The following is a 23,368-nucleotide window of genomic DNA, read 5'->3' as shown; positions in this document are numbered from 1 at the left end:
CCAGTGCTCTCCTCGCTCGCAGATCCGCCAGCCGGGCCAGCCACCCCGACGTCTCGACCTACGTCCTGTGGCTAGACTGGCGCATCGACATGGCGGGAAGGCGATAGCGCTGTCTGGTCGGCGCGCCAGTCGCAAACCACGCGTCGAATGGCCTTCGGATCTGTACCACGTCGCGGCAAGGGCAGATAATTGGCTATTCGGTCCCTAATCGAGCGCAGGCGATACGCCAAACGTCTGGGCAGAGAGACCTTTCGGACGAAAGGTCCGAGAGATGGATAGGCTTTCAAGGTCTGTTCGTAGACGACGGTCTCTCGGCGCGAGCATGGAAAGTATACCCCATCCCACGGCTTGGGATGGGATGCGAAGTGAATGATTGTCGGGTATTCCTCGGCAAGATGGAGAAACTGTCTCGGGAAGTTCCACCGGTTGGACATGACGATCGTGGCGTCACCCGCGACAGTGTTCAGCGCGCCCTGATCATGAAGATGGCCCCCGTGTTCGCTGAAATACTGAAAGGCCGCAGGGCCGATCCAGTCTGTGGGATCGAATTTCAGAACACCGGAATTGAAATAGCTCTGTGGTTTCCCCGTGCGGGCGGCCTCCATGATGGACATGTAGTCCAATGCGGCAAGAACCTTGCCCCTGGGGACTTCCACCTCCTCCAGCGCGGCGAGGTCACCGACAATCTGCGTGTCACTGTCGATATAGATGACCTGGCGATAGTGTTCGGGAAGCAGATCGGAAAGGAGGAGGCGGCCCATTGCCGCGATGCTGATGCGAGCCCCGAATTCCCGCCGGTCAACTTTGTCGAATCTTCCGGCCAGGAATTGCGAGCAATCGAGCAAGATGATGCCGCATGACTTGCAGAATTCTTCCGCTTCATCCCTGTGGCTGAAGCGCTCTGTCAATACGATGACGACGTCTGTCGACGAGGAAGCCGCATCTCTGGCCTGGCGTGCCGAGACAGCTGTGGGGAAGAAATAGTTTTCGTCAGTCACATAGACAATGCACTGGATATTCAAGTCGAAATCCCCTTGTCCACCTCATCCAAAAGTACAGGCTATCAAGCGCCCCGGCAATGACCGATAGGAGAGTTTTCCCGTCAGGCGGGCCGTGTTAAGCAGAACAACAGCCACCGTGCGGCTTCACTTCAGACGGGTCTCACGGGCAGCAGCCCGGATGGGTCATGTCATATTCGTTCGGGCGGCCAAGTTTGTTCCATTCTTGCTTCGGGTGAGCTCGATGTCAGTCAGTCATGTCGATCTCCAGACGTCCAATGCAAAGCTTCGGGTCTTTATTCATCTCGCGGAAAACAAGGATGCCGGTCGCTGGAAAGCGGGCTTTGCGGACGGAAGTCTTGTCGGGATCAATGACGACACGCCCTATGGTTATGGGCGGGCGAACGCGCTCGGTTGCACCGTTTCATTTTCAAAGGCTCACCGCGAGACGCTTGCTGGCAAGATGCTCCGCTATGGCCTCAGGTTGCTGCTGGGGTTTGACTTCGTGCATGCTTGGCGCCAGCGGCATGAATTCGAGAATGCAGACGTCATCTGGACCCATACGGAATCCCAGTATCTGGCTGTCGCAGCCGTGGCGAGGCTCAGGGGCATCCGAACGAAGATCATCGGGCAGACGGTCTGGCTCTTCGATTCCTGGAACATGCTCTCCGCGCCGAAGCGGTACCTGTATTCCTTCCTGATCAAGCGGGTCGACGTCCTGACCTTCTTGTCGCCTGCCAATATGCAGGTTGCAGACACGTTGTTTCCCGATTCCGATCTGCGTCTCGTTTCCTTCGGGATCCCGGCGGAGACGACGGTCGCGCCTAGGGTGCGCCACCAGAAGCCGATGAAAATCCTGGCGATCGGCAATGACAGGCATCGGGACTGGAGGACGCTGGTCGACGTGGTGAGAGGGCAGCCTGATTTTGCACTGACCATCCTCTCCGGTACCGTGCCCAGGCGGGTGGTCGCGGGCATTCCCAATGTCGAAGTCCGCCTGGCGAAATCGACCCGGGAACTGACCGACGGGTTCGACGCTGCCAGCGTCGTCTGCGTCCCCTTGCAGGAAAACCTGCATGCCAGCGGGATCACGGCCATTGAGGAAGCGGTTCTCGCCGGTGTTCCGGTCATCGCCTCGGATACCGGCGGATTGCGGCACTATTTCTCCGACAAGGAGATCATCTACGTTCCTCCAGGCGATCGACCTGCCTTGCTGGACGCGTTGCTCCATGTTCGCGATTGCCCCGAAGAGGCTTGCAAGATGGCGGTCCGCGCGCAGGGACGCATGGGGCCCGGCGGGCTGGGGGCAGACGAGTACATTCACAACCATGTCCGGATCAGCCACGATATCCTGCGCGAGGGGGCGGAGTTGCAAACGGCGACAGCCGCAGTGCAAACTGTGAAGACACTGGCGTGATCGTCGGACGGGTATTCCTGCCGGAGATCATTCTCTGCCGCAATCGAGGGGGCGTGGATGGGTGTTGAGCCTATCGGCATAGTGACACTGCTGGTCGGCGTGTTCTGCCTCCTGCGGGGTAGCGGTCCGACGGTCATCGCCTTCTCCATCTTTCCGGTGCTCGGCGGTGCCGCAGCGCTTCTACTTGGCTCGACGGGTATCCAGCCAGGCCACCTCTTTCTCGGTCTCCTTCTGCTCTCGACGCTGATGCTGCACGGCAATCCGAGTTCTACGGTCGATCGTGCCCTTCGGTCCCAGCCATTCGCCTGGCTGGTCTTGCTGGTGCTCTATGGCGTGCTCGCCGGCTACTTTGCTCCGCGCCTGTTGCAGGATACGATGACCATCGTGCCGCTCGGTCCACAGGCTGGCGCCGGCATCAATGGCACCATTCCTCTCGGCCCGGTCAGCGGCAATTTCACCCAGGCGGTCTATCTCTTCGCGGACCTCGTGACCTTCACTCTGATCCTGGCGGTTGCTTCGACACCAAAGGGTTTCCGGCATGTGGCGATCGGATTGATGGGCTTCGGTGCGGCCAATGTATTTTTCGGGATCGCGGATCTGATCAGCCCCGGTACGCCTATCGAGGGTCTCTTCGCCTATATTCGGAATGCCTCCTACACGTTTCATGCGGACGAACTGGTGGCCGGCATGCGACGCATCATCGGCTCGTGGCCGGAGGCGTCGGCCTTTGCCGGCGCCAGCATGGCGGTGATCGGCTATTGCGGGACTTTGTGGATTTGTGGTCGGCACAACAAGGTCAGCGGGTATCTATTCATCGCATCCTGCATCCTGATCGTTCGCTCCACATCGTCTGGTGGGATCGCGGGCCTGCCGGTCTGTCTGGCCATACTCTATGCCACAAGCCTCTTCCGATGCGGTGGTCCCACCGGGACGCGGGCCAGCCTTGCGGTGGTCCTGGCTTTCCCGATTGCGGCACTGCTCTTCATTTTCGTGCTGGTCCTGAGCCGTGACGTCTATCAGCTGGTCTATAATTTCATCGATGTGATCATCCTCAGCAAACCGACGTCCCTGTCGGCTCTCGAGCGGGGAAGCTGGAACGCGTCCGGGATTTCGAATTTCTTCGATTCCTATGGTCTGGGGGTCGGCCTGGGCACGGTCAGAACCTCGTCCTTTGCCGTCGCCTTGCTGTCGAATGTCGGCGTGCCGGGAACGCTGTTCTTCCTGCTGTTCCTGCTGACCGGGATTCTCATGCCGCGCGGGACGCCGCGAACATATGAGGCCGATGTCGGGCTCGCGGCTCGAAATGGGTGTCTTTGCCTGATCGTTGGCGCGCTGATTTCCGGCTCAACCGTGGACCTTGGGCTGGTCTTCTTCATCATGGCGGGACTGCGAAGTGCGGTTCCTCGCGGTGTCAGGGGCCCGGCAGCCGAGCCGGCCTGACGGTCCGAACCGCTGAGACCACTGGTCTGCGCTCCGAGTTCGATTTCTTTTCCCCAACCCAGACCTGCCGATGGCCCGGACGAGCGACATTGTCCGCCGCGTTCGCCTTTTCGGCCGAGGATCGGCGGCGGATCTACCCCTATCGGCCTAACCGTTGCCTGCCTGGATCAATTGCTTCCCAGCAGTTTGGAAGGCAGCCTATGGGTATCGAAAGGACAGGGAATGTCGCTGTATTCAGACAATTTTGCCCAGCGTGATGCTGAGCTCGTGGCGCCGCCGGAGATCTCGCGGTGGAGCCTGAAACGCGTGTTCGACATTGTCTTCTCGCTGCTGGCAGCGCTGTTCCTGTTGCCTGCTCTGGTGGTCATCGCAATCGCCCTGCTGCTCATCGATGGCCGACCGATCATTTTCCGCCATAAGAGAATTGGTCGCGGTGGGCGGTCGTTTTCCTGCCTGAAATTTCGCAGCATGCGCAAAGATGCCGACAAGGTTCTGGCCGAGCTCCTGGAGACCGATGCGGAGCGGCGGCAGGAATGGGAAAACAGTCAGAAGCTCAAGAACGACCCCCGCATCCATTGGCTCGGCAAGCTGCTGAGGATCACGAGTTTTGACGAATTGCCGCAGCTTTTCAATATCCTCGCAGGGGACATGAGCATCGTTGGGCCGCGTCCGATCGTTGCTGACGAACTTGACCGATACGGTCCGAACCTGAACTGCTATCTTGCCATGACGCCCGGCCTCACCGGGCTCTGGCAGGTCTCGCGGCGGCCGGACACGTCCTACGAGGAACGTATCCAGTTCGATGTCGAATACTACAAATCATGTTCGATGCGCACGGATCTGTCGATCATCATGAAGACGATCATCGTCGTTCTCTTCGCTCGAAACGACCGTTGAAACCGCGGTCAGAGTGCCCAGTAGGCGACAGCCACCCAAAAGCTCAGGCAAAAGAGAAGGACGAGCCATCTGAGTTGAAGTCTCAAAGCAATCTCGCTCATTGATGTGCCTCTCGCCAGCGCCGTGACTTGAAGAATCCTAAGGACAGTTACGAGAGCGCCTGAACCGTCCGGGCTTCCTTTAAAACCTGAATTACACCGCAGAATGGTTAACAAAATCTAAAGTAATCCCCGATCCTCAACGCCGCGAGAGGGAACCCGAAACGCATTTCCACTCAGCACAACGTAGAAGATGAATAAGGCAGGAATGCCGATGGCAGGAATATTCGCAAAGGCTTGCACGTGGCTTACCCGAGATGGCCTTCTCGGGCGATGGAGGCGTGATGGCCAGACCATGTTCAGCAGCGCCATGTGGACGTTCACCGCCAAAGTGGTCATGCAGGTCAGCCAACTTGCGACCTTCATCATTGCGGCGAGGGTGCTGAACTCGGCCGAATTCGGGCTCTTCTCCTACACAGCTGCCCTGGTTACCCTGCTTGTCGTCGTGGCGGAGGGCGGTTGGCGGGAATTCGTCATGAAGACGACGCATGAAGCCGGGCGGCTCGATCAGATTGCCACCGTGGCCCTGATTGCGGGCATGGGGGCAACCGTCGTCGGTCTCAGCGCGGCAGCAATCCTTGATATTCAGTTCGATCTCAAAGCCGAGGCCTGGCTCGTCGTCATTTTCAGTTTCTGGTTGCTGCCGACGCCGTTTTCGTCCGTCTGTGAGGGCATGCTGATTGCGGACGCGCGGCTGAAGGAACTCAGCATCATTCGTATTGCGGCTGAATGCTGCGCAATGATCGTCGCCATCTACGGTCTGCTCCATGGCTGGAATATCTATGCCCTGGCGGCTGGAAAGCTCGTAAGCCAGGTGGTCGGCATGGTCGCATCGCTGGCTGTTCTGAAATGGCTTCCTGCGCTCAAGATCAAGCTTGTCTTCCTTCGCGAACTCTTCGAGTTTTCGAAACATATCACCTACAATCGGGCTCTCGTTCTCATCCGGGCCTATTCGGGCACGCTGGTCGTCGGTAGCGTGCTTGGCCTTGCGGATGCTGGCTATTATCGTGCGGCAGAACGCATCGTTTCCGCTTTCTCCGATATTGTCGCAGAGCCGGCACGGCAGATCGCCTGGAGCTCGTTTCGGAAAGTTGCGATGACCGATGGGGGAGTTGCCTCCGGAGGAAAAGGTGCGTCCCCCGCACTTGGCCGCAAGGCGACCGGTTTCGTCATCCTGCTTATGGTGATCTCGGCTCCGATCTACCTCGGCCTCGCCCTGATGTCCGGCACGCTGGTTGACATCTTGCTCGGCGCCGGATGGGCTCCGGCAGCGATCCTGGTCAGCCTGCTTTCCATCAAGCAGATCCTGCTCGTCCCTGGTTATGTGACCGAGCCTTTGCTGTCGCTTGGCGACGCCATCCGCAAGGTTCCGACGGCGATCCTCGTCAACAGTCTGGTCGCCGTGGGGCTCATCCTGGTCTTCTCGCCGCTGGGTGTGGTGGCCGCAGCCGCCGGGCAGTTGATCGCGGCTGTCTTCTCCTTCCACGTTTCCGCCTGGCTGCAGAGCCGATACGGAGCCGTCCAGTGGCGCAGCGTCCTGAGAGGCTGCCTGCTACCCCTTTTGGGATCGGTTGCGATGGCCTGTGTCGTCGTTTTGCTGGGCAAGGTGGGAACGCATTCGATCGAGGGTGGTCTGCCTTTCAATATCCTGCAGATGCTGGCCGGTTGTCTCGCCTACGGCGCCACGATCGCTCTGCTCTACAAGATCTCGCGCAGGTTTCTGCCTGCTGGAACGATAAACTGGGGTGACGGCATTGAGCATGTTGCAAACAGAGTATGAAGGAATGGGGCGCTGGGCGGCCCTAGTCAAAAGGATTGCCCGCACCGTGTTTCGTAACCTTGAATCCGCGCTTGGTCAGGCTGTGAAGCCGGCAAGGGCACTTGGTGGCAGGCTGCGTTATCTGTCGCCACTGCCCCGCCGATTTACAGGCGCATATCGCTCGTTCGAGGAAGCGAATGCTGCTGCCCACAAGGCCGGCAGGCTTGCCGGCTACAATCATCAGGAGGTAGCACCGGTCTCCTTCGACGAAATGTGCAAGGTCGCTCCGTGGGACTATCCGGTGCTTTTCTGGCTGGCTCGGCTGCGCGACGAAGCCGAGGGGCTCGTGGATGCCGGTGGACATATGGGTACAAAGTTTCGCGCCTTTCGTGGGCTTCTCGGTCTGTCAGACAGTTACCCGTGGGTGATCTATGAATTGCCCGAGATCGCCGAAGCCGGGCGTCGCCGCGCGGCGCAGGAGGGGATAACGCAGCTGCGCTTCATCGACGATCTGTCGGCAGCCCCCGCGCTTCCGGTGTTCCTCGGATCCGGTTTGATGCAATATCTGGATCGACCGCTGTCGAGCCTTCTCTCGGACCTTCCCCGACTGCCCCCTCATCTGCTGCTGAACAAGGTGTCTTTCCGTCGGGACGGCAAACCTGTCGTCACGCTCGAGCGTATCGGAAATGCCTATGTGCCCTATCAGATGCGCGACGAAGCAAGCTTCGTGCAGGATCTTCAGAGGCTCGGCTATGAGCAGATCGATCGCTGGTCCATTCCGGCGCTGTCGCATCTCATCGACACGCATCCGGAGATCGGAGCAAGTGAAAGTGCCGGTTTTTATTTCAGGCTGACACCTCGTGGGACCTGAATGCCGCGGGCTCACAGCATTGGCGAAACCCGCGGCTGCAGATAGACGCTGGTGCCGCGTTCGTTGCTTCGGTCGAAGCAAGGCTGCGCCTATCCTCAGTCAATGCCTTGGATGTTCTGGGGTGACAATCGTCCCCTGAGGAAATCGCTGATCGCAAGGAGGTTTCCCGTCAGCCTACCCAGCCGATCGACCCATGGTTCCGGACGCCAGACTCGGATCGCGTTGGAGGCGAGGTTCCTCGTCATCTGAGTGAGCGCGTGACGCCAGGTCATCGACCGCTTGCCGACGAGGTAAATCGGGTTGGCGATCTGCGAATATCCGAGGCGCAGGCCGGACATTCGGCCGGTCTTTGTTCCCAGATGCACGCCGAGCAGGTGGGGGGAAACGACGACGCGGCCGAAGCGGGAGACAACGCGGCTGAAGTCGACGTCCTCAAGCCAGCCATAGAAGGGCAATTTCTCGTCGAAGCGCAGCCTGCAGATATGCACCGTCGACATGCGGACGGCCATGTTGCATCCGTAGCCGCTATAGGTCTCGCGTATGGAAAGGTTTTCAGCGGGCGTATGCGCATCGCGCAAGAGCGCCAGCCCCTCATCGACAGGAATTCCCGGACCTGTCGCGCCATCGGCAAGCACGGTCCCGGTCGTGACATCGACATCTGGATTTCGCAAGAACAGCCTCTCCAGCTCGGCAATGTAGGTGGGTGCGAGCAGAAAGTCGTCGTCGAGGAACAGGATGATGTCAGCGTTTGGAACCGCGTCGATGATGGCGTTGCGTTGGCGGCAGAGGCCAGGTTCCGACTTTATAAACTGGACAGGGAAGGGCAGGTTGGCCAATGCCGCCATATCGACATCGTCAGATGCAGGTGCGCAGATCAACAGTTGATCCGGTTTTCTGTTCTGGCGCGCCAGATCGGGAATGACGGCGGAAACGATCTCCCGACGTCCGGAACTCGGTATGCCGACGACTATGGTCAATGCGGGAAAGAGCGTTGCATTGTTGAGTGGAGGCAGCGACCTGGGCTTCATCGTTTGCACATTTATCCCAACATGCCCCTGAAGGAGGATCGACGTCCCGAGCCTGAACTGCTGCGGTTCGAGATTACGCCGAGCAACGAGATCCGCGAGCGGCCGAAGGATTTGAGCGCGTCTGCCAGACGTTCGATGGTCAGTTTCCGGCTGTTGCCGATCACCAGGATGATGCCATCGACATGTGAGCAGATCGCCCGTGCGTCGGCCGATTCCTCGAAGCCGGACATGTCGACGATGATCAGCTTGTATTGCGTCCTCAGCTTCGCCAGGGCCTCCTTGAGTGCGGACAGGTGCCCGTAGCGATAAGGAGCGACGGCCATGCGGCGCGTCTGCTCCACCGTCAACAAGGGAACCGGAACGGCGCTCTCTTCGGAGCCATAGTCGGGATCGTGATCGATCACGACCCTTTCCGGATGGCGCGGCGAGCGAGGGAGCCGCGATACTGTGGCGCCCTCCGACTGCTCGCCCAGCATTGTGGCTGCGATCGGTTTGATCGCAAAGTCCGGCGCTGCGTTGTAGGCCAGCCGTGTCAACCTCGCCGAAACGAAGTCCGCATCGACCAACAGTACCGATTGCTCCTCATTCTGGAAGAGCTGTGCGAGATTGGTGGCAATCGTCGTCTTTCCTTCACCGCTGCCGACGGAGGTGATGCCGACCACCATCGAGCCGTCCGCCGGTATCAGAGAGTCGAGCGAGTTCTTCACGCCTCGCAAAGCCTCCGAGAAGGGCGAATATGGTGTGTCCAGAACCGCTCTGAGCGGCAATAGGGTTGCCGGGAGGTTTTCCGTGTCGACGCCTGCTCGGCCATTCTGCCGGTAGATCGGAACATGCCCCAGCGATGCGAGGCCGAGTTCCCGCTGGAGGCGTTCTCCCGACCCTGCACGCCGATCCAGCACGTGACGGCTGACGGCCGCGAGCAGGCCGAAGGACATGCCCAGAACCATTGAAAAGGGCAGGAGCACGGAGGGTTTTGGCCAGGTGCGGCTCAGCGGCTCGGTTGCCGGCGTAACGATGCGGGCCTTTCCGAGCGGGAAGGACTGGGTCTGAAAGGCGCCGACAAACTGTTGCAGTATGCTCTCGTATATCTGCCGGTAGGTGCTTGCGCGGCTTTCGATCTCGGCCAGCTCGACGCGTGCGATGTTCTTGTCCGCACCCTGGCGGTTGGCACTGGCAAACTGCTGCTCGGCCAATGCCTCCCTGCTTCTGGCGATTTCGAGGTTCGAGCGATACAGCGCCTCGACCTGACGCAGTTCGTCGACGAGGCTGGACTGGATCCTGGCAATGTCGGCCGCCGCCGCCGTGATGGCCGGATTTCCAGCGCTGTAGCGTTCCTTCAGCCCGGCGAGGCGCGTTTCCGCGAGGCGCATTTCCTCGCGCAGCTTCATCAGCTGTTGATTGTCCACGAGTTCCGGCAGGCTTGCATCGGTCGAGTCATTCTGGATCATGCTGGTGAGCGTCGACAGTTTCGCCGAAGCATCTGCCGTTGCGGCTCGTGCAGCCAGCATCTGGCTGCTGACCTCGGAGAGCTGTTGCTGATCGAGCGTCGTGGCGTTCGCCATGGCAGTGATGTCGTGCTGGTTCCGATACTCCTCGGCGGCAAGGGCCGCTTCGCGTGCCTTCCGGCCGACCTCCATGAGGCGCCCTTCCAGCCAGAGCGCGCCTTGTTTGGCAGCGGCGGCACGATCGTTCATGCCATTGCGGATATAGGCTTCGGCAAGAGCATTGGCGGTCACGGCCGCCTTCTCGGGATTTCCTGATCGATAGCCGATTTCAAGAACATAGGATTGGCCGACGCGGCGCACCGACACACGTGACAGAAAACCCTCCATGGTTCGCCGCATGCGTTCCTCGTCCGTTTGCGGCGTCTCATCGGGCCCACTGCCGCCAGAGACGAAATCGATGGCCAATGCCAGATTCCGACGGAAGGATCCGTACAAGGACGAGGTGCTGACGATCTCCGGGTCATTCAGGAGACCCAGTCTGTCAATGACGTCGGCGGCAATTGCCTCCGACTTGACGATCTCCACCTGGCTGGCGATTTCCGCCGACTCGATGATAACCGTGCCGGTGGTCGCGTCCTGGGACAGAATGCGGCTCTGCTCCGGGTCGATGACGAGACGCGCATGGGCCTCGTAGCTGGATGGAGTCTTCGCGATGTAGATGACGCCGAGCAAAAGCCCAACTACGGTCGACAGCGCCATGAGCCGCGCGTTGCGACGCAGGAAGTTGACCAGGTCGCGGAACGATACGGCCTCCGATCTCATCGCTTCCGACCTGTCGGGGGCGGGAAGACCGTCGATCGTTGCAAGCTCGTGGACTGCCATCTGCTCTATCCTTTCCAAGGCTCAGGATCCGGCGATCATTGTGAGGGCTGTGCGACGATTGCCGGGGGCGAGGCGCTGGCAACGGTGGCTGCGGATATATCGTAGCGCACGTCGAGCACGTCTCCCGGCGCCAGTTCCGCCGACTCCGGCAGCCTCACGGCGATGCCGTCTCCGCCCGCCCGGGTCACCCAGTATTCGAGGGCCTGCGTATTGGCCGCCACGCGTGCCGCGTCTCGCGAGACGGCAGCACCTGCGGCTTGCAGCAGGGCGATCACCGTGTTGCGCTTCAGTTTCGTGTCTTCGAATTCGGCGACGATCTCCTGGAGCTCGCGGCCGGCTTCGGTGCGCTGTTGGCCCTTGAGGGCAATCGCATCGCGTTCGGTTTCGCTCAGCTTCTGTCTGGCACGCATGGCGGCAATCACGAGGTCCAGCTTGGCGCTGCTCAGATCCGCCACGACCCGCTCGAGGGCGGTCTCGCGCGACTTGGCGAGCGTGCCTGAATTCACGAGGGATGAAATGCTCGCCAGTTCATCCTCGGCGATTGCGATCTGGCGATCCTGAACCGCCGTCTTTTCATTCAAAACGTTGACTTCGTTCTGGAGTTGAACCTGCAGCTCGGAGAGCGAGGTCAGTTGGCGTTTCAGCGCCTCCGCCCTTGCGACGAAGAGGTCGGTCTCGCTCTGGACGAAGATCTTCCCGGCACTTCCGTCTCGTGCGTGGGCGAGTTCCGGTGGGAATTCGATCCGGGTGCGCTCCGCGAGTTCCGCCTCAAGACGGGCCCGTCTTGCCATGAGCTGATTGAGCTTCAGATCGTAGCTGTTGAGCTCACCGGCATATCGCAACTGCTCGAGTTCGCGGGAACCATTGGCATCCGTGCGTCGCTCTCGCCCGCCGGCCATGGCGACGGCCTGAGTCACCGTGAGGCCGGGCCGATATTCCAGTTCCCCGGCCCGCTCTACGGCGCCTGATACATAGAACATCGGGTAGCGAACGACTTCGACAGATGCTGCCGGAGGTTCGGCCAATCCGGTCTTTTGTTTGAGAAGCGCGCTGATCTTGCCCGCAACCTGGCTGGGGGTTTCGTTCTCCACGGAGAACTCCCCGAGCAGGGGGATCGCGATGGTGCTGGACGGAGAGACAACATATTGTCCGTTAAGCGGGGTCCATTCCTTGTACTCCCCGGTAGACGCGATCCACTCCACAATGGTTACCCGCAGCTGGGTCAGCGGCGTCAACGGTACCTCGGCTGCGATGCTTGCCTCTACGGACAGGCAGAACACGCCTGCAACGGCAAGCCCCAACATTCTCGAGGATGGCCTTCCGGGCCTCGATGGCATGGCGGTGAATGGTTTCGGCATGGTGCGGTCCCGTCATTGTCGTACCGGTGCCAACGGGGTTCATCCCGGGGCTGAGGTCTTCCAGCTCCCATCATCGCGGCTTGCCTGCACGAGTAAATTCTCTGCAGTTCGTCACGACCTAGTCACTTTTGGTAGGAGCGACTAAGTCCCCACTCCAAATGGATGAGGCAGGACGCCTACATCTCCCCTGAGGCTGCTTCCTTCGGCCGAGAATTCTCCCGGATCTCGAAGGGATTGTTCCCTCGGCTGACCTTAGGGCGTTCTTCGCGTAGGGGCGGCCACCTGCCTAAGGTGCGATGCTCAACTGACGGGAATTACAAGCATGCGGGTAGCGATCGTCCATTACTGGCTGGTGTCGATGCGCGGCGGCGAGAAAGTCGTCGAGGCGCTGTGCGACATGTATCCCGAGGCAGATATCTTCACGCTGGTTTGCGACCACGATAAGATCTCCAACAAGCTTAGGGGACACAGGATCTTCACATCCTTCCTTCAGCGTATTCCGGGGGCAAAGAAGCGGTACCAGTCGATGCTGCCGCTGATGCCCTTCGCGCTCGAGGCGTTCGATCTCAGCGGATACGACCTGATCCTGTCGAGCGAATCCGGACCGGCCAAGGGGATCATCCCCCCGCCACAGGCGGTGCACATTTGCTATTGCCATTCGCCGATGCGTTACATCTGGGATCATTATCATCTGTATCGGTGCAATGCCGGGTTTGTCGCGAGGATGATGATGCCGCTGGTCGCGCCCTTGATGCGCGCCTGGGATGCGAATTCGAGCCTGAGGGTGGATCACTTCGTCGCCAATTCCCACCATGTCGCCAGCCGTATCGCAAAATACTATCGCCGCTCTTCCGTGGTGCTTCACCCACCCGTCGCCGTCGCCGAATTCGCACCAGTGGCAAGTGTTGACGACTTCTATCTCTGTGCTGGCCAGATCGTGCCCTACAAGCGTGTCGACCTCGCCGTCCGCACCTTCACGAAGCTCAAGCGGAACCTCGTGGTGGTCGGAGACGGCGACAGCCAGGATATCGCGGCGCTCAAGCGGATCGCCGGACCGACGATCCGGTTTACAGGTCCGGTATCTTTCACAGAGCTCAAGGACTATCTCGCCCGCTGCCGCGCGCTGATTTTCCCAGGCGAGGAAGATTTTGGCATCGTGCCGGTCGAGGCCATGGCGAGCGGACGACCCGTGATCGCCTATGGCCGGGGCGGCGCCCTCGATACGATCGTGCCGGGTCACACGGGCGTGTTGTTCAAGGAACAGACGGTGGAGTCCCTGACCGATTCCATCGAGCTCTTCGAGACCATGGAACACAGCTTCTACCCCGAACTCATCCAGCTTCACGCGGCCCAGTTCAGCGTTGCGAACTTCAAGGCTGGAATGAAACGGATCATCGACCAGGCGCTTTCGGAGCGCCATACGGTCGTCGATGTGAAACCATATGCGACGTCGCTCGCACCCGTCTTCGAAGGTGTGAGCCACGCGCCCCTGCACTGAGCGCGATTGTCGGGGCGACGGCGTTCGGTGTCTTCCGCCCATAAGGGCAATCGGATGTTACCCCTTTCTGATGTGGCTTCACCGAAAGTGCCGAATAGGACTCGAGCGAAGCAGCCCATAGGCTGCAAAATCGGAGGCTTGGCCGGCATTCTCGCGTGGAGGGGAATAGGCCGAGTGCTCCATCCGAGGACGAATGCCGGCAACATGAAATGGACGAGTGGTGTCGGACATCTTCTGACACAGTCGTAAGCGTAAAGGAGAGTGGCGTGCTTGGTCGATTTCGGTGCGTATCCGCGGGCAGCAAAAGCAGGTCGGCGACATGACGGCATCCTTCGTGGTCAATGGTCGCTTTCTGACCCAGAATCTCAGCGGTGTTCAGAGATATGCCCGCAACATCGTGAGCGCGCTCGATCACATCGAGGCGGCACGTGGAGCCACCCTGTTTCACCCTACGGGCAGCCGGCATCCTGGCTGTGAAAGGCTGGATGCGGTCGAGCTGGGCATACTCAGCGGCTATGGCTGGGAGCAGGTCGAACTGCCGATCGCAGCGCGTGGGCGGCGGCTCCTCAACCTCTGCAACATGGCACCGGTCATCAAGAGCGAGCAGATCGTCTGCATCCACGACACCAATGTGCTTTCTTCACCCGGCAGTTACACACGCGGCTTTCGAGCAGTCTATCGGAGCCTCCAACCCCTGTTTGCCCGGCAGGCCGTCAGGGTCGCGACCGTCTCACATGCTTCGGCGCGGCAGATTGCCCGCTATCTGCCGATTTCGCTCTCGCAGATCGTGGTGCTGCCAAATGGTCACGAGCATGCGCTTCTGTGGAATCCGGATCAGGCCAGGCTCGCTGCAGAGCTTCCTGTGCATGCCGGAGACAGCCCATTCGTCCTGGCCATAGGCTCAGGCGCGAAGCACAAGAACATGTCGTTGCTGGTCGAGATTGCACCGCGCCTCGAGGCATCGGGCATCAACATCATCATAGCCGGTGGCAAGGAGATCGGTGAGCAGAACGGAGCCCCGCTGCCCGCCAATGTCCACCAGTGCGGTCGCGTTTCTGACGATGACCTCGCCTATCTGCTCGATCACGCGCTATGTCTTGCATTTCCGTCCCTGACGGAGGGCTTCGGGCTACCGATCGTCGAGGCGATGGCGCGTGGCTGTCCCGTCATTTCATCCGATTGCGCAAGCATGCCCGAGGTGTGCGGCGCGGCGGCGCTCATGGCGTCTCCGCTCGATCCTGCACAATGGGTCAGGCACATCGAGATGCTTGCCATGTCTGCGCAGTTGCAGGCCGACCTTGCCGGGCGCGGGCGGGAGCAGTGCAGGAATTTCTCCTGGCAGGATAGTGCTGAAGGCTATCTGGATCTGCTGGAATCTCCGGCGGTCACGAGGAGGCATGTTTCGCCCTCGGTGCCTGCGCCGCACATTGCGGCCGTGTTTGCCACGCTTGGGCGGCCGGAGGTCGTCTCGAAGACCGTACGGCACTTCCTATCGAACCAACGGCTTCGTCCATCCTCGGTCATCGTTTCCTGCGCGACGACCGAGGATGCCGGGGACCTTGTTCATCTCGAAGGGGTGAAAATCGTCTTGGGACCCGTCGGATTGGCGAACCAACGGAATGCTGCCCTCAACCAGCTTGACGCGACAACGGATATTGTCGCCTTCTTCGATGATGATTTCATCGCTCACCCGGACTGGTTGTCCGAAGCTGCACAGGTTTTTCAGGACGAGAGTTCTGTTGCCGGTATCACCGGGCATGTCATCGCGGATGGGATCAAGGGGCCGGGCATTGCCTTCGACGAGGCCGCTCACATAGTGGAAGCCGCAACCGAAGCGGAAGCAGGGGCCCGTCGATGGCTCGAACCCTTCAGTCCCTATGGCTGCAACATGGCCTTCCGCATGAAGGCCATCGGACCTCTTCGTTTCGACGACCGGCTTGTCCTCTATGGCTGGCTGGAGGACCGGGACTTTGGAGCGGCACTGGCCAAGACGGGGGGACGCCTCATTCGATGGTCGGGCTGCCAGGGTGTGCATATGGGGGTCAAGAGCGGCCGCACCAGCGGCGAGCGCCTGGGTTATTCACAGGTCGCCAATCCCCTGTACATGCTGAAGAAAGGGACCATGAAACCTCATCTCGTGGCAAACCAGATCTTTCGAAACATGGCCAGCAATGTGGGACGGCTGTTCACGCCGGAACCCTATGTGGACCGGAAAGGACGGCTGAAGGGAAATCTTCGTGCGATCATTGAGGGAGTTACGGGAGAGTTGGCGCCGGAGAGGGCAGCCGGTCTCGGCCAGAAGCGGACGGTGGTCGCGAGCGATGGAAAGCCGGCAGGTGCAGGAAGGGCGTAGTGGCCCTGTTGCGTAACGACATGGGAAGCAGCCTGCGGGGAGGCCGGCTGCGAGGACCATGGGCGTGTTGATTTCAGGGGAGGGGGGAACGCGTGATGACGGGACTGACGGATGCCAGCGGGGTTGAAGGCCTCCCGCGTCGGGTTGTGGTGATCAGCGATCTTTCCGAGCCGAGGGACGGGCCGTCGGTGATTGCGTTGAGGAATGCCGGCATGCTCGCGGATCGCGGACTTTCGGTTGAGTATTTCTGTGGTGATTTTGGCCGTAACGAAGAGCTGGCCCGATGCGGCATCACCCTGCATGCGGTGGGTGCCAGCGATCTGCGCAGCAGTTCCTTTGCAAGGGCCGTGGTCAAGGGGCTCTACAATGTCCCGGCGGCTCGACGGCTGAAATCGCTCATCCGGGCGAAGGACACGCCGGAGACGCTGTACCATGTTCACAACTGGTCCAAGATCCTCTCGCCCTCGATCTTTGACGCGCTCCGGCCGGTGATGAACCGCGTCATTCTCACGGCGCATGACTATTTTCTCGCCTGCCCGAATGGTGGCTATTTTCACTTCCAGGAAGGGCGGCCCTGCACGACTAGGCCGCTGTCCCTGTCGTGTCTGGGCGCCAATTGTGACCGTCGCTCTCGCCTTGAAAAGATATGGCGGATAGCCCGGGATATCGAAAGGCGCATTCTGATGGACCTCTCGGGGGCGGGGGCAATGGTTCTTGCCGTGCACGAAGGCATGGTTCCGCTGCTTGAGAGAGGCGGTATCCCGGCCGATGCCATCAAGGTGCTGCGGAATCCGGTTCAGCCGTGGTCTGACGCGCGCGTGCATGCTGAGGCAAATCACAGCTTTCTGTTCGTCGGTCGTCTCGAACACGACAAGGGGGTCTTGCTTCTTGCCGAAGCGGCAAAGCAGGCAAATGTGCCCATCACATTCGTGGGTGAAGGCGCCTTGGCTTCCGAGATCTCGGAGATCTACCCGGCGGCCAGGATCGCAGGGTTTAAGGATCGGGACGGGCTGAAGGAGATTGCGGCCGAAACGCGCTGCCTCGTCGTGCCGACGCGTTCACGCGAGACATTTTCGCTCGTCGCCTACGAGGCCTTCACGTCCGGCATCCCCGTGATCATCAGCGATTTCGCAGCCACGCGTGACGAGATCCTCGAACAGGGCGTCGGTTTGTCCTGCAACCCTTACGAAACCGGCGGTCTCAGCCGTACCCTGGTGGATCTGGCAGCAGACGACGGCCGCATCGCGAAGATGAGTGTCAAGGGTTTCCACGATCGGGAGGTGCTGGCCCTGTCCTCGCAGGATTGGGAGCGCCGCCTTCTCGACATCTACCGGCAACAGATCCAGAGTGCCGGGACACGGCAAGAGGCTCCCATCCGCCGGAGCCGCCGCGTGACCGTCTCCATCCCGTTGCTTGGCTGAGCGTCCTCAGGAGCGCGCCTCGACCCAACAAGGCGCGCGGCTGCATGTCCTGCTGTCCGGGCATTCGTTCGCAGCGGACCGCATAGACCATCGTCAGCAGCGCAGTATCTTCCTGGCCATCCGCAGAAAGAGAGATTCGCAACTGTCCGGAGAACCAACGAGTTTCCACAGGATCAGGTCTGTCCCGGCGAAAATCGCCATGGCTAGCCCGGAGACCCAGGCCAGATCGAAGAAGGTCTGCAGCGCGCCGACGTTCGAGCTGAACAATTGCTGTGTCGCCAGCAGGAAGAACGCCATGGGGATCATGGCAACTGTGGGACGGGCCAGACTCGAAAGCTGTGCCAGAATGCCGAGCTGGATCAACTTTCCGACGAGGACGAGGTTCACCAGGAAGCCAAACACTGCGGCGATGGCATGGCCGATCAGCAGTCCTTGCAAGGTCATGGCCATTGTCAGGCCGACAATCAGGGGCACCTTCACACAGAACTCGATTGCCAGCTTCTCGAAGGCGACACGGGTCCTGTTGAGTGACATGGCAAGTGCCGGCAAGAGGACCGTTGGCGCATAGCCCACGGCAGCTGCGAAGGCGAGCCAGGTCAGGATCGGGGCGGTTTGCTGCCAGGCAGGGCCGAGGATCAGATGGATGATCGGATCTGCCAGCATTCCCATCGCGAGAAAGAGCGGGGCCATGATCGAATACACGCCTGCAGAGGCCTTCAGATAGACCTTGCCAAGGCCGCCGGATTGGCGCGCCATGACGAATGCGGAGAACAGGGGCGACGTGATGGGCTGGATGATTGCCTGGGCCGGCACGGCTATCAGATTGTCCGCCCAGGTGAACTGACCGAATGTTCCGATATCCACATAGCGGGGCAGAGCCACCTTGTCTGATTGCCAGTTGACGGCCGAAAGGAGTTGTCGAGCGGCGTTCCAGCCCAGCATGTCGGAAAAGACATGCCATTCTGACAGCGTGAAGCGAAGGCGCTGGGGGGCGAGGAAAAACGAGGCGATCATCGCCAAGGCCGTGCTCGATATCTTGCCGATCGCGATCGCCCAGTAACTGCCGGTGGTGATCGCCAGGATGGCGGCAATGACGAGCGCGCCAGCCTTGGCTATGATATCGAGCGCGACATCCCGCCTGAAATCCAGGACCCTCGTATATTCCGTCAGCTTCTGGCTCACCAGTCCGCGCATGGCGGGCGCGAGTGACAAGGCGCATTGCAAGGCGACCAAGCGGGGCTCGTGATAAAGCAGCGACAGCGGCCATGCCATCACACAGAGGAGTGCGATGATTGCCAGCGCGCGGAGCGCGGCCAGCGAGAGTGCGGTGTCATACATGCTCTCGGTGGGATTCTGATGGTTCAGGAGTGCCGCTCCCAGGGGCATTTCGGAGAGGGTCTCAACAATCAGCACGGCGGTCATCGCCATTGCGACGAGCCCGAATTCCGCCGGGCCGAGAAACCGCGCAAGGATCAGCAGGGTGACAAAATCGAGGCATTTCGTGAAGAGCCGCGCTCCCGTGGTCAAAAGCCCAGCCCTGACCGTTCGCTCGGAAAGCGGGGGGCTGCTCTTGCCGCCCGGAGCCGGATAGATATCGTCGCCGGTATCGATCTGCGTCATGACCGGGGCCACATGACCTGGTCCCCCGCGGGTCGCCTGCGGCTGACTTTGACTGACATCATCGCGCCTTCATTCCCGAACGGCCCACATACAAGAGCGACATCGAAGCGATCCTGACCGCCGGGAGCCATCCGGATCGCCATCACTCGATCATCCAGATATGGCAGGTTCTCGAAGAGAGATTGAGTTGCCATTCTGTCTCCGGGCTAATCCTTTCGGCCGGGCAGTGGTAGAAGCTCGACAAGCGGATGGGCATTCCGGCATTGGTATTGCTCAAGCATGTGTTTGCGCTTCAAATGGTCAGGGCGGGTTGTACGTGACGGGTATTGGTGCCCCGGCTATGGAGCCGCCCTCCGCCAATCGATCTGCGCACGACTGGTCCTGTTCTGTCAGAAGGGTCGCTGGCTATCGGGAGATTTGGTCGGCGGACGAACGGTTTCCCGGAAAAATTCTGCTGCAGTGTAACAAACCCTGATCTGCTTTGTCCTGTAGCTATCAAGGGCGTTTGCCACACAGAGGCATCATGGATCAGACACAGAAGAATGACGATTTCTCCAGCGCGCGCTGGACCCGGCCGAAGCGTTTCGATCGGAATCTCGTTGTCATCGGGGCAGGGTCGGCTGGTCTGGTCTCGGCCTACATCGCTGCGGCTGCCAAGGCAAAGGTGACCCTGATCGAAGCCAACAAGATGGGCGGAGACTGTCTCAACTTCGGCTGCGTGCCCTCAAAAGCTCTGATCAAGAGCGCCAGGGTGGCCCATCAGATGCGCCATGCGGACCATTACGGCCTGGAGGCGGTCGAACCAAACGTCCCGTTCTCGGCCGTGATGGAGCGCATCCACAAGGTAATCGCCGAGATCGAGCCGCATGACAGTGTCGAGCGATACACCGGGCTCGGTGTCGAGGTGCTCGAGGGCTATGCGAAGCTGATCGATCCCTGGACGGTGGAGGTCGTCCTCAACGACGGCAGCACGCAGCGACTGACGACGCGTTCGATCATCATTGCAACCGGTGCGCAGCCTTTCGTGCCACCGATCCCCGGCCTCGCCGAGTCCGGTTATCTCACCTCAGACACTCTCTGGGAGCGGCTCCGTGATCGACCGACTGCGCCACGGCGCCTCGTCGTTCTGGGTGGCGGGCCGATCGGCTGCGAACTGGCGCAGAGTTTTGCCCGGCTCGGCTCCGAGGTTATGCAGATCGAGATGGCACCACGCCTGATGATGCGGGAGGACGAGGATGCGTCCGCGCTCGTCGAAGCATCGATGAAGGCGGATGGCGTGAATGTCCTCACGAACCACAAGGCGGTCGGTTGCGGCGTTAATGGCGATGAGAAGTGGATCGAGGTCGAGCATGGCAGCGTTCGCCGTCGTATCGGTTTCGACGAGATCATCGTTGCGGTCGGACGTGCGCCACGGCTCAAGGGCTTCGGACTGGAGGAGCTCGGCATCAAGGTCGACCGCGTGATCGAAACCAACCAATACCTGCAGACGCTGCATCCCAACATCCTGGCCGCCGGTGATGTGGCGGGACCTTACCAGTTCACGCATGTCGCGGGACACCAGGCCTGGTTTGCCTCGATCAACGCGCTTTTCGGCGATCTCAAACGGTTCAAGGCCGATTACAGCGTTATTCCCTGGGCAACCTTCACCGATCCTGAAGTGGCACGTGTCGGGCTGTCGGAAGCCGAGGCGAAAGAGAAGAACATTCCGCACGAAGTGACGCGCTTCGGCATCGACGATCTCGATCGGGCGATCGCCGATGGAGCCGCTCGCGGCTTCGTCAAGGTGTTGACCGTCCCCGGAAAGGACAAAATCCTCGGTGCGACGATCGTCGGGGAACATGCCGGAGACCTGCTCGCGGAGTTCGTCTTCGCCATGAAGCACGGCCATGGGTTGGGCAAGATCCTCGGCACGATCCATATCTATCCGACGCTCGCTGAAGCCAACAAAATGGTGGCCGGACAGTGGCGCCGCAAACACATCAACGGCTTCCTCCTTTCGCTGCTCGAGCGGTTCCAGACCTGGAGGCGCGGGTGATCGACGCGCGGATCCTGCCCCTTCAGCGGGCAGCACTTCAGCCTTTCGCCGCGTTCCTGGCCGTGCGGGGTGCGCGCGCGGATCACATCAGCCTCGTCGGCTTTCTGGCAGGGCTCGGGGCTTTTGCCGCCCTGTGTTTCGGGGCGTGGCTGGTGGCGCTTCTCCTCATCCTCGTGAACCGGGCGATGGACGGCTTGGACGGCGCCGTTGCCCGGATCCAAGGGCCGACTGATCGCGGGGCCTATCTCGATATCGCGCTCGACATGGTGTTTTATGCGCTGGTTCCACTCGGGTTTGCGCTTCAGGCGCCGGAGATCCACGCGCTTCCGGCCGCCGTGCTGATCGCCTCCTTCGTCGGTACCGGCTCTTCATTTCTGGCCTTTTCTGCGGCCGCGGCGAAACTCGGTCGCAAGGCGCCCGAATTTCCGACGAAGGGGATCTATTACATCGGCGGGTTGGCCGAAGGCTTCGAGACGATCGCGGTCTTTGTCGCCATGTGCCTCTTCCCGGGAAGTTTTTCCTTCTTGGCCTACGGCTTCGCTGCGCTCTGCGGGGTGACGACCGTCATCCGGTGGCGTCAGGGCTGGGTGGCGTTTTCGGAGCAGGAACGATGAGTGGCGCTTCGACGGCTTCAGTTGATGTTGTTCACCGCGTCCAGCGCGTTGCGTACCGCCAATCTGGCGCGATGCAGAAGCACGCGCATGTTGCCCTCGGATATTCCGAGAAGGGCGCAGACTTCGGCCGGGTCGAGCTCCTGCTGGCCACGCAGGATCATGACCGCACGTTGAGCTGGCGGCAGCATTTCGATCGCCGCTGCGACATGGTGCAGGACACTACGGCCTTCGACATGGCGCTCCGGTGTGAGCTCTTCCCAGAGTTCCGGTACGGTGCGCCATCTTCCGCGCCCGTCGAAAGCCATCGCGAAGGGGGATTCGCCCAATTGATCGTCGAAGGAAACAGTGCGGCCCTCGCGACGAGCGCGGGTGCGTGCCTTGTTGATCAGGATTGCATAGATCCAGCTTGCCAGCGAGCTGCGCCCCTCGAAGAGATCGATGCGGCTGAGAACGGCAACCCAGGTTTCCTGTGTGATCTCCTCGGCAATGTCCCGCGCCGGGACGATGCCGGCGCAGAAGCGGACCATGGCGGCGTTGTGACGCCGATAAAGCATGTCGAAAGCCTGTTGGTCCCCTTTGATCAGGCGCAACACCAAGGTGTGCTCCTCTCCTTCGACTTTCCCCACATTGCCTCCTGCCTTCACGCCAGCGCCATTCGGGAAACACTTAGCAAAACAATCAACTTGGATGTCCAGCCGCATTCGGACCCATCAAGCCATAGTGACAATTGGTGTTCTGTCGATGCCGGCCTCGTGATCTTACAAGGCATGAAAACAGCTTCCGGAGAAGTCGATGAGTGATACGCGCTTTCCACTCGAAAACAGTCCAAAGGCCAGCCAAGAGGCGCCGGCAGTTCCTCCTCCGAAAAAGGCCCGTGTCTGGCGGTATGCGCCGGTTGGTTTCGTTCTTGCGGGTCTCGCGCTCGGTTATGCGCTCGGCCTGCAGGACTATCTCAGTCTCGGCTTCCTGGCCGAACAACGGGAGGCGCTGCGCGCCTATGTTGATGCCAATTTCCTTTGGTCATCGATGTTGTTCCTGATCGTCTATATCCTGGCCGTCGCCTTTTCGTTTCCGGCTGCCTCTGTCCTGACCATCTTCGGTGGCTTCCTGTTCGGCTGGATGATCGGCGGAGCGCTGGTTGCCGTCGGGGCCACGGTCGGCGCGTCGCTCCTTTTTCTCGCTACCCGTTCCGCCTTTGGCAGTTTCCTGCGCCACCGGGTCGACGGCTCCCTTCGCAAGCTCGCCGACGGTTTTCGTGAGAATGCGTTCGGCTATCTCTTCGTCATCCGGCTTGCTCCGGTTTTCCCCTTCTTCGTCGTCAATATCGCTGCGGCACTCTTCGATATCAGCCTCGGACGCTTCTTTGCGGCAACCTTTTTCGGCATCCTGCCGGGCACCTTCGCCTATGCCTATCTCGGCCAGGGCGTCGACAGCGTGCTGGTCGCCGCACAGGCGAGCGGACGAGAGGCGCAAATCTCCGATCTCGTCACGCGGGACATCACGCTTGCCTTCCTGGCACTTGCTCTGGTGGCTCTGATACCGACGATCATCCGTCAGGTTCGAAAGCGCGGAGACCGGCGGTGAGGGTGGAGGCCACAGAATCTGTCAGGCTCTGGAGCCATTTCAACATGTCC

At 60.5% G+C, this 23,368-nt stretch carries 17 protein-coding genes; 11 read left to right on the top strand and 6 right to left on the bottom strand.

The annotated features are described in order from the left end of the window. Positions 1-71: 71 nt before the first annotated feature. Positions 72-1,022 (bottom strand): glycosyltransferase family 8 protein, encoded by a 951-nt coding sequence (locus tag QTL56_RS12010; RefSeq protein WP_245137876.1) that lies wholly within the window; start codon positions 1,020-1,022, stop codon positions 72-74. Between the two features lie 220 nt (positions 1,023-1,242). Between QTL56_RS12010 and QTL56_RS12005 the strand changes: the two genes are divergently transcribed. The 5 genes from QTL56_RS12005 (at position 1,243) to QTL56_RS11985 (ending at position 7,480) form a co-directional block, all read left to right on the top strand. After that, positions 1,243-2,415, top strand: coding sequence for a glycosyltransferase (locus tag QTL56_RS12005; protein ID WP_245137875.1), 1,173 nt, complete (start codon positions 1,243-1,245; stop codon positions 2,413-2,415). 57 nt (positions 2,416-2,472) lie between these two features. Then, positions 2,473-3,855: a hypothetical protein gene (locus QTL56_RS12000; RefSeq protein WP_245137874.1), complete on the top strand. Its 1,383-nt coding sequence runs from the start codon at positions 2,473-2,475 to the stop codon at positions 3,853-3,855. Positions 3,856-4,077: 222 nt separating this feature from the next. Next, complete coding sequence (locus tag QTL56_RS11995) at positions 4,078-4,752, top strand: sugar transferase (protein ID WP_229576130.1); 675 nt, start codon at positions 4,078-4,080, stop codon at positions 4,750-4,752. Between the two features lie 393 nt (positions 4,753-5,145). After that, entirely contained in the window at positions 5,146-6,630 is a 1,485-nt protein-coding gene (locus QTL56_RS11990; RefSeq protein WP_245137873.1) for an oligosaccharide flippase family protein, read from the top strand. A gap of 46 nt (positions 6,631-6,676) precedes the next feature. Further along, entirely contained in the window at positions 6,677-7,480 is an 804-nt protein-coding gene (locus tag QTL56_RS11985) for a methyltransferase, TIGR04325 family (protein ID WP_245137872.1), read from the top strand. Between the two features lie 95 nt (positions 7,481-7,575). Here QTL56_RS11985 and QTL56_RS11980 read toward each other — a convergent pair whose 3' ends face one another. From QTL56_RS11980 to QTL56_RS11970, 3 genes are read right to left on the bottom strand one after another with little or no spacing between them, the layout of a single operon-like run. Next, positions 7,576-8,508, bottom strand: a complete 933-nt coding sequence (locus tag QTL56_RS11980) for a glycosyltransferase family 2 protein (protein ID WP_245137871.1) — start codon at positions 8,506-8,508, stop codon at positions 7,576-7,578. 11 nt (positions 8,509-8,519) lie between these two features. Then, on the bottom strand, positions 8,520-10,835 hold the full coding sequence (locus tag QTL56_RS11975; RefSeq protein ID WP_245137870.1) for an exopolysaccharide transport family protein: 2,316 nt from the start codon (positions 10,833-10,835) through the stop codon (positions 8,520-8,522). Between the two features lie 35 nt (positions 10,836-10,870). After that, a complete protein-coding gene (locus QTL56_RS11970; RefSeq protein ID WP_245137869.1) occupies positions 10,871-12,139 on the bottom strand; it encodes a polysaccharide biosynthesis/export family protein in 1,269 nt (422 codons plus the stop codon). 376 nt (positions 12,140-12,515) lie between these two features. On the opposite strand from QTL56_RS11970, the gene QTL56_RS11965 reads away from it, so the two are divergent. The 3 genes from QTL56_RS11965 (at position 12,516) to QTL56_RS11955 (ending at position 17,465) form a co-directional block, all read left to right on the top strand. Beyond that, a complete protein-coding gene (locus tag QTL56_RS11965; RefSeq protein ID WP_245137868.1) occupies positions 12,516-13,691 on the top strand; it encodes a glycosyltransferase in 1,176 nt (391 codons plus the stop codon). Between the two features lie 319 nt (positions 13,692-14,010). Beyond that, positions 14,011-16,044, top strand: a complete 2,034-nt coding sequence (locus QTL56_RS11960; protein ID WP_245137867.1) for a glycosyltransferase — start codon at positions 14,011-14,013, stop codon at positions 16,042-16,044. A gap of 95 nt (positions 16,045-16,139) precedes the next feature. Next, the gene (locus QTL56_RS11955) at positions 16,140-17,465 is read left to right on the top strand and encodes a glycosyltransferase family 4 protein (protein ID WP_245137866.1); all 1,326 of its coding nucleotides are present in this window, start codon (positions 16,140-16,142) and stop codon (positions 17,463-17,465) included. Positions 17,466-17,558: 93 nt separating this feature from the next. Here the strand turns inward: QTL56_RS11955 and QTL56_RS11950 are convergent, their stop codons facing one another. Continuing rightward, complete coding sequence (locus tag QTL56_RS11950; RefSeq protein ID WP_245137865.1) at positions 17,559-19,085, bottom strand: oligosaccharide flippase family protein; 1,527 nt, start codon at positions 19,083-19,085, stop codon at positions 17,559-17,561. 523 nt (positions 19,086-19,608) lie between these two features. Here QTL56_RS11950 and QTL56_RS11945 point away from each other — a divergent pair. Both QTL56_RS11945 and QTL56_RS11940 read left to right on the top strand, forming a co-directional pair. After that, the gene (locus QTL56_RS11945) at positions 19,609-21,120 is read left to right on the top strand and encodes a dihydrolipoyl dehydrogenase family protein (RefSeq protein WP_245137864.1); all 1,512 of its coding nucleotides are present in this window, start codon (positions 19,609-19,611) and stop codon (positions 21,118-21,120) included. Beyond that, positions 21,117-21,734 carry a CDP-alcohol phosphatidyltransferase family protein gene (locus tag QTL56_RS11940; protein ID WP_245137863.1) on the top strand — a complete coding sequence of 206 codons (618 nt, stop codon included), beginning with the start codon at positions 21,117-21,119 and terminating at the stop codon, positions 21,732-21,734. The genes QTL56_RS11945 and QTL56_RS11940 overlap by 4 nt, the downstream gene beginning before the upstream one ends. A gap of 17 nt (positions 21,735-21,751) precedes the next feature. Here QTL56_RS11940 and QTL56_RS11935 read toward each other — a convergent pair whose 3' ends face one another. Continuing rightward, positions 21,752-22,360 carry an RNA polymerase sigma factor gene (locus tag QTL56_RS11935; protein WP_229576118.1) on the bottom strand — a complete coding sequence of 203 codons (609 nt, stop codon included), beginning with the start codon at positions 22,358-22,360 and terminating at the stop codon, positions 21,752-21,754. Positions 22,361-22,526: 166 nt separating this feature from the next. Here QTL56_RS11935 and QTL56_RS11930 point away from each other — a divergent pair, with 166 nt between their 5' ends. Beyond that, on the top strand, positions 22,527-23,318 hold the full coding sequence (locus QTL56_RS11930; RefSeq protein WP_229576117.1) for a TVP38/TMEM64 family protein: 792 nt from the start codon (positions 22,527-22,529) through the stop codon (positions 23,316-23,318). Positions 23,319-23,368: the final 50 nt, after the last annotated feature.

It is taken from the genome of Peteryoungia algae, from assembly GCF_030369675.1.
In the GTDB taxonomy this organism is placed as follows: domain Bacteria; phylum Pseudomonadota; class Alphaproteobacteria; order Rhizobiales; family Rhizobiaceae; genus Allorhizobium; species Allorhizobium algae.
This window is presented reverse-complemented; position numbering and strand designations above follow the sequence as displayed.

Bases quoted from the DNA above. Each gene is read 5' to 3' on its own strand.
- QTL56_RS12005 (WP_245137875.1), top strand. From the start codon at position 1,243: ATGTCAGTCAGTCATGTCGATCTCCAGACGTCCAATGCAAAGCTTCGG.
- QTL56_RS12000 (WP_245137874.1), top strand. From the start codon at position 2,473: ATGGGTGTTGAGCCTATCGGCATAGTGACACTGCTGGTCGGCGTGTTC.
- QTL56_RS11995 (WP_229576130.1), top strand. From the start codon at position 4,078: ATGTCGCTGTATTCAGACAATTTTGCCCAGCGTGATGCTGAGCTCGTG.
- QTL56_RS11990 (WP_245137873.1), top strand. From the start codon at position 5,146: ATGTTCAGCAGCGCCATGTGGACGTTCACCGCCAAAGTGGTCATGCAG.
- QTL56_RS11980 (WP_245137871.1), bottom strand. From the start codon at position 8,508: ATGAAGCCCAGGTCGCTGCCTCCACTCAACAATGCAACGCTCTTTCCC.
- QTL56_RS11975 (WP_245137870.1), bottom strand. From the start codon at position 10,835: ATGGCAGTCCACGAGCTTGCAACGATCGACGGTCTTCCCGCCCCCGAC.
- QTL56_RS11970 (WP_245137869.1), bottom strand. From the start codon at position 12,139: ATGTTGGGGCTTGCCGTTGCAGGCGTGTTCTGCCTGTCCGTAGAGGCA.
- QTL56_RS11965 (WP_245137868.1), top strand. From the start codon at position 12,516: ATGCGGGTAGCGATCGTCCATTACTGGCTGGTGTCGATGCGCGGCGGC.
- QTL56_RS11960 (WP_245137867.1), top strand. From the start codon at position 14,011: ATGACGGCATCCTTCGTGGTCAATGGTCGCTTTCTGACCCAGAATCTC.
- QTL56_RS11955 (WP_245137866.1), top strand. From the start codon at position 16,140: ATGACGGGACTGACGGATGCCAGCGGGGTTGAAGGCCTCCCGCGTCGG.
- QTL56_RS11950 (WP_245137865.1), bottom strand. From the start codon at position 19,085: ATGACGCAGATCGATACCGGCGACGATATCTATCCGGCTCCGGGCGGC.
- QTL56_RS11945 (WP_245137864.1), top strand. From the start codon at position 19,609: ATGGATCAGACACAGAAGAATGACGATTTCTCCAGCGCGCGCTGGACC.
- QTL56_RS11930 (WP_229576117.1), top strand. From the start codon at position 22,527: ATGAGTGATACGCGCTTTCCACTCGAAAACAGTCCAAAGGCCAGCCAA.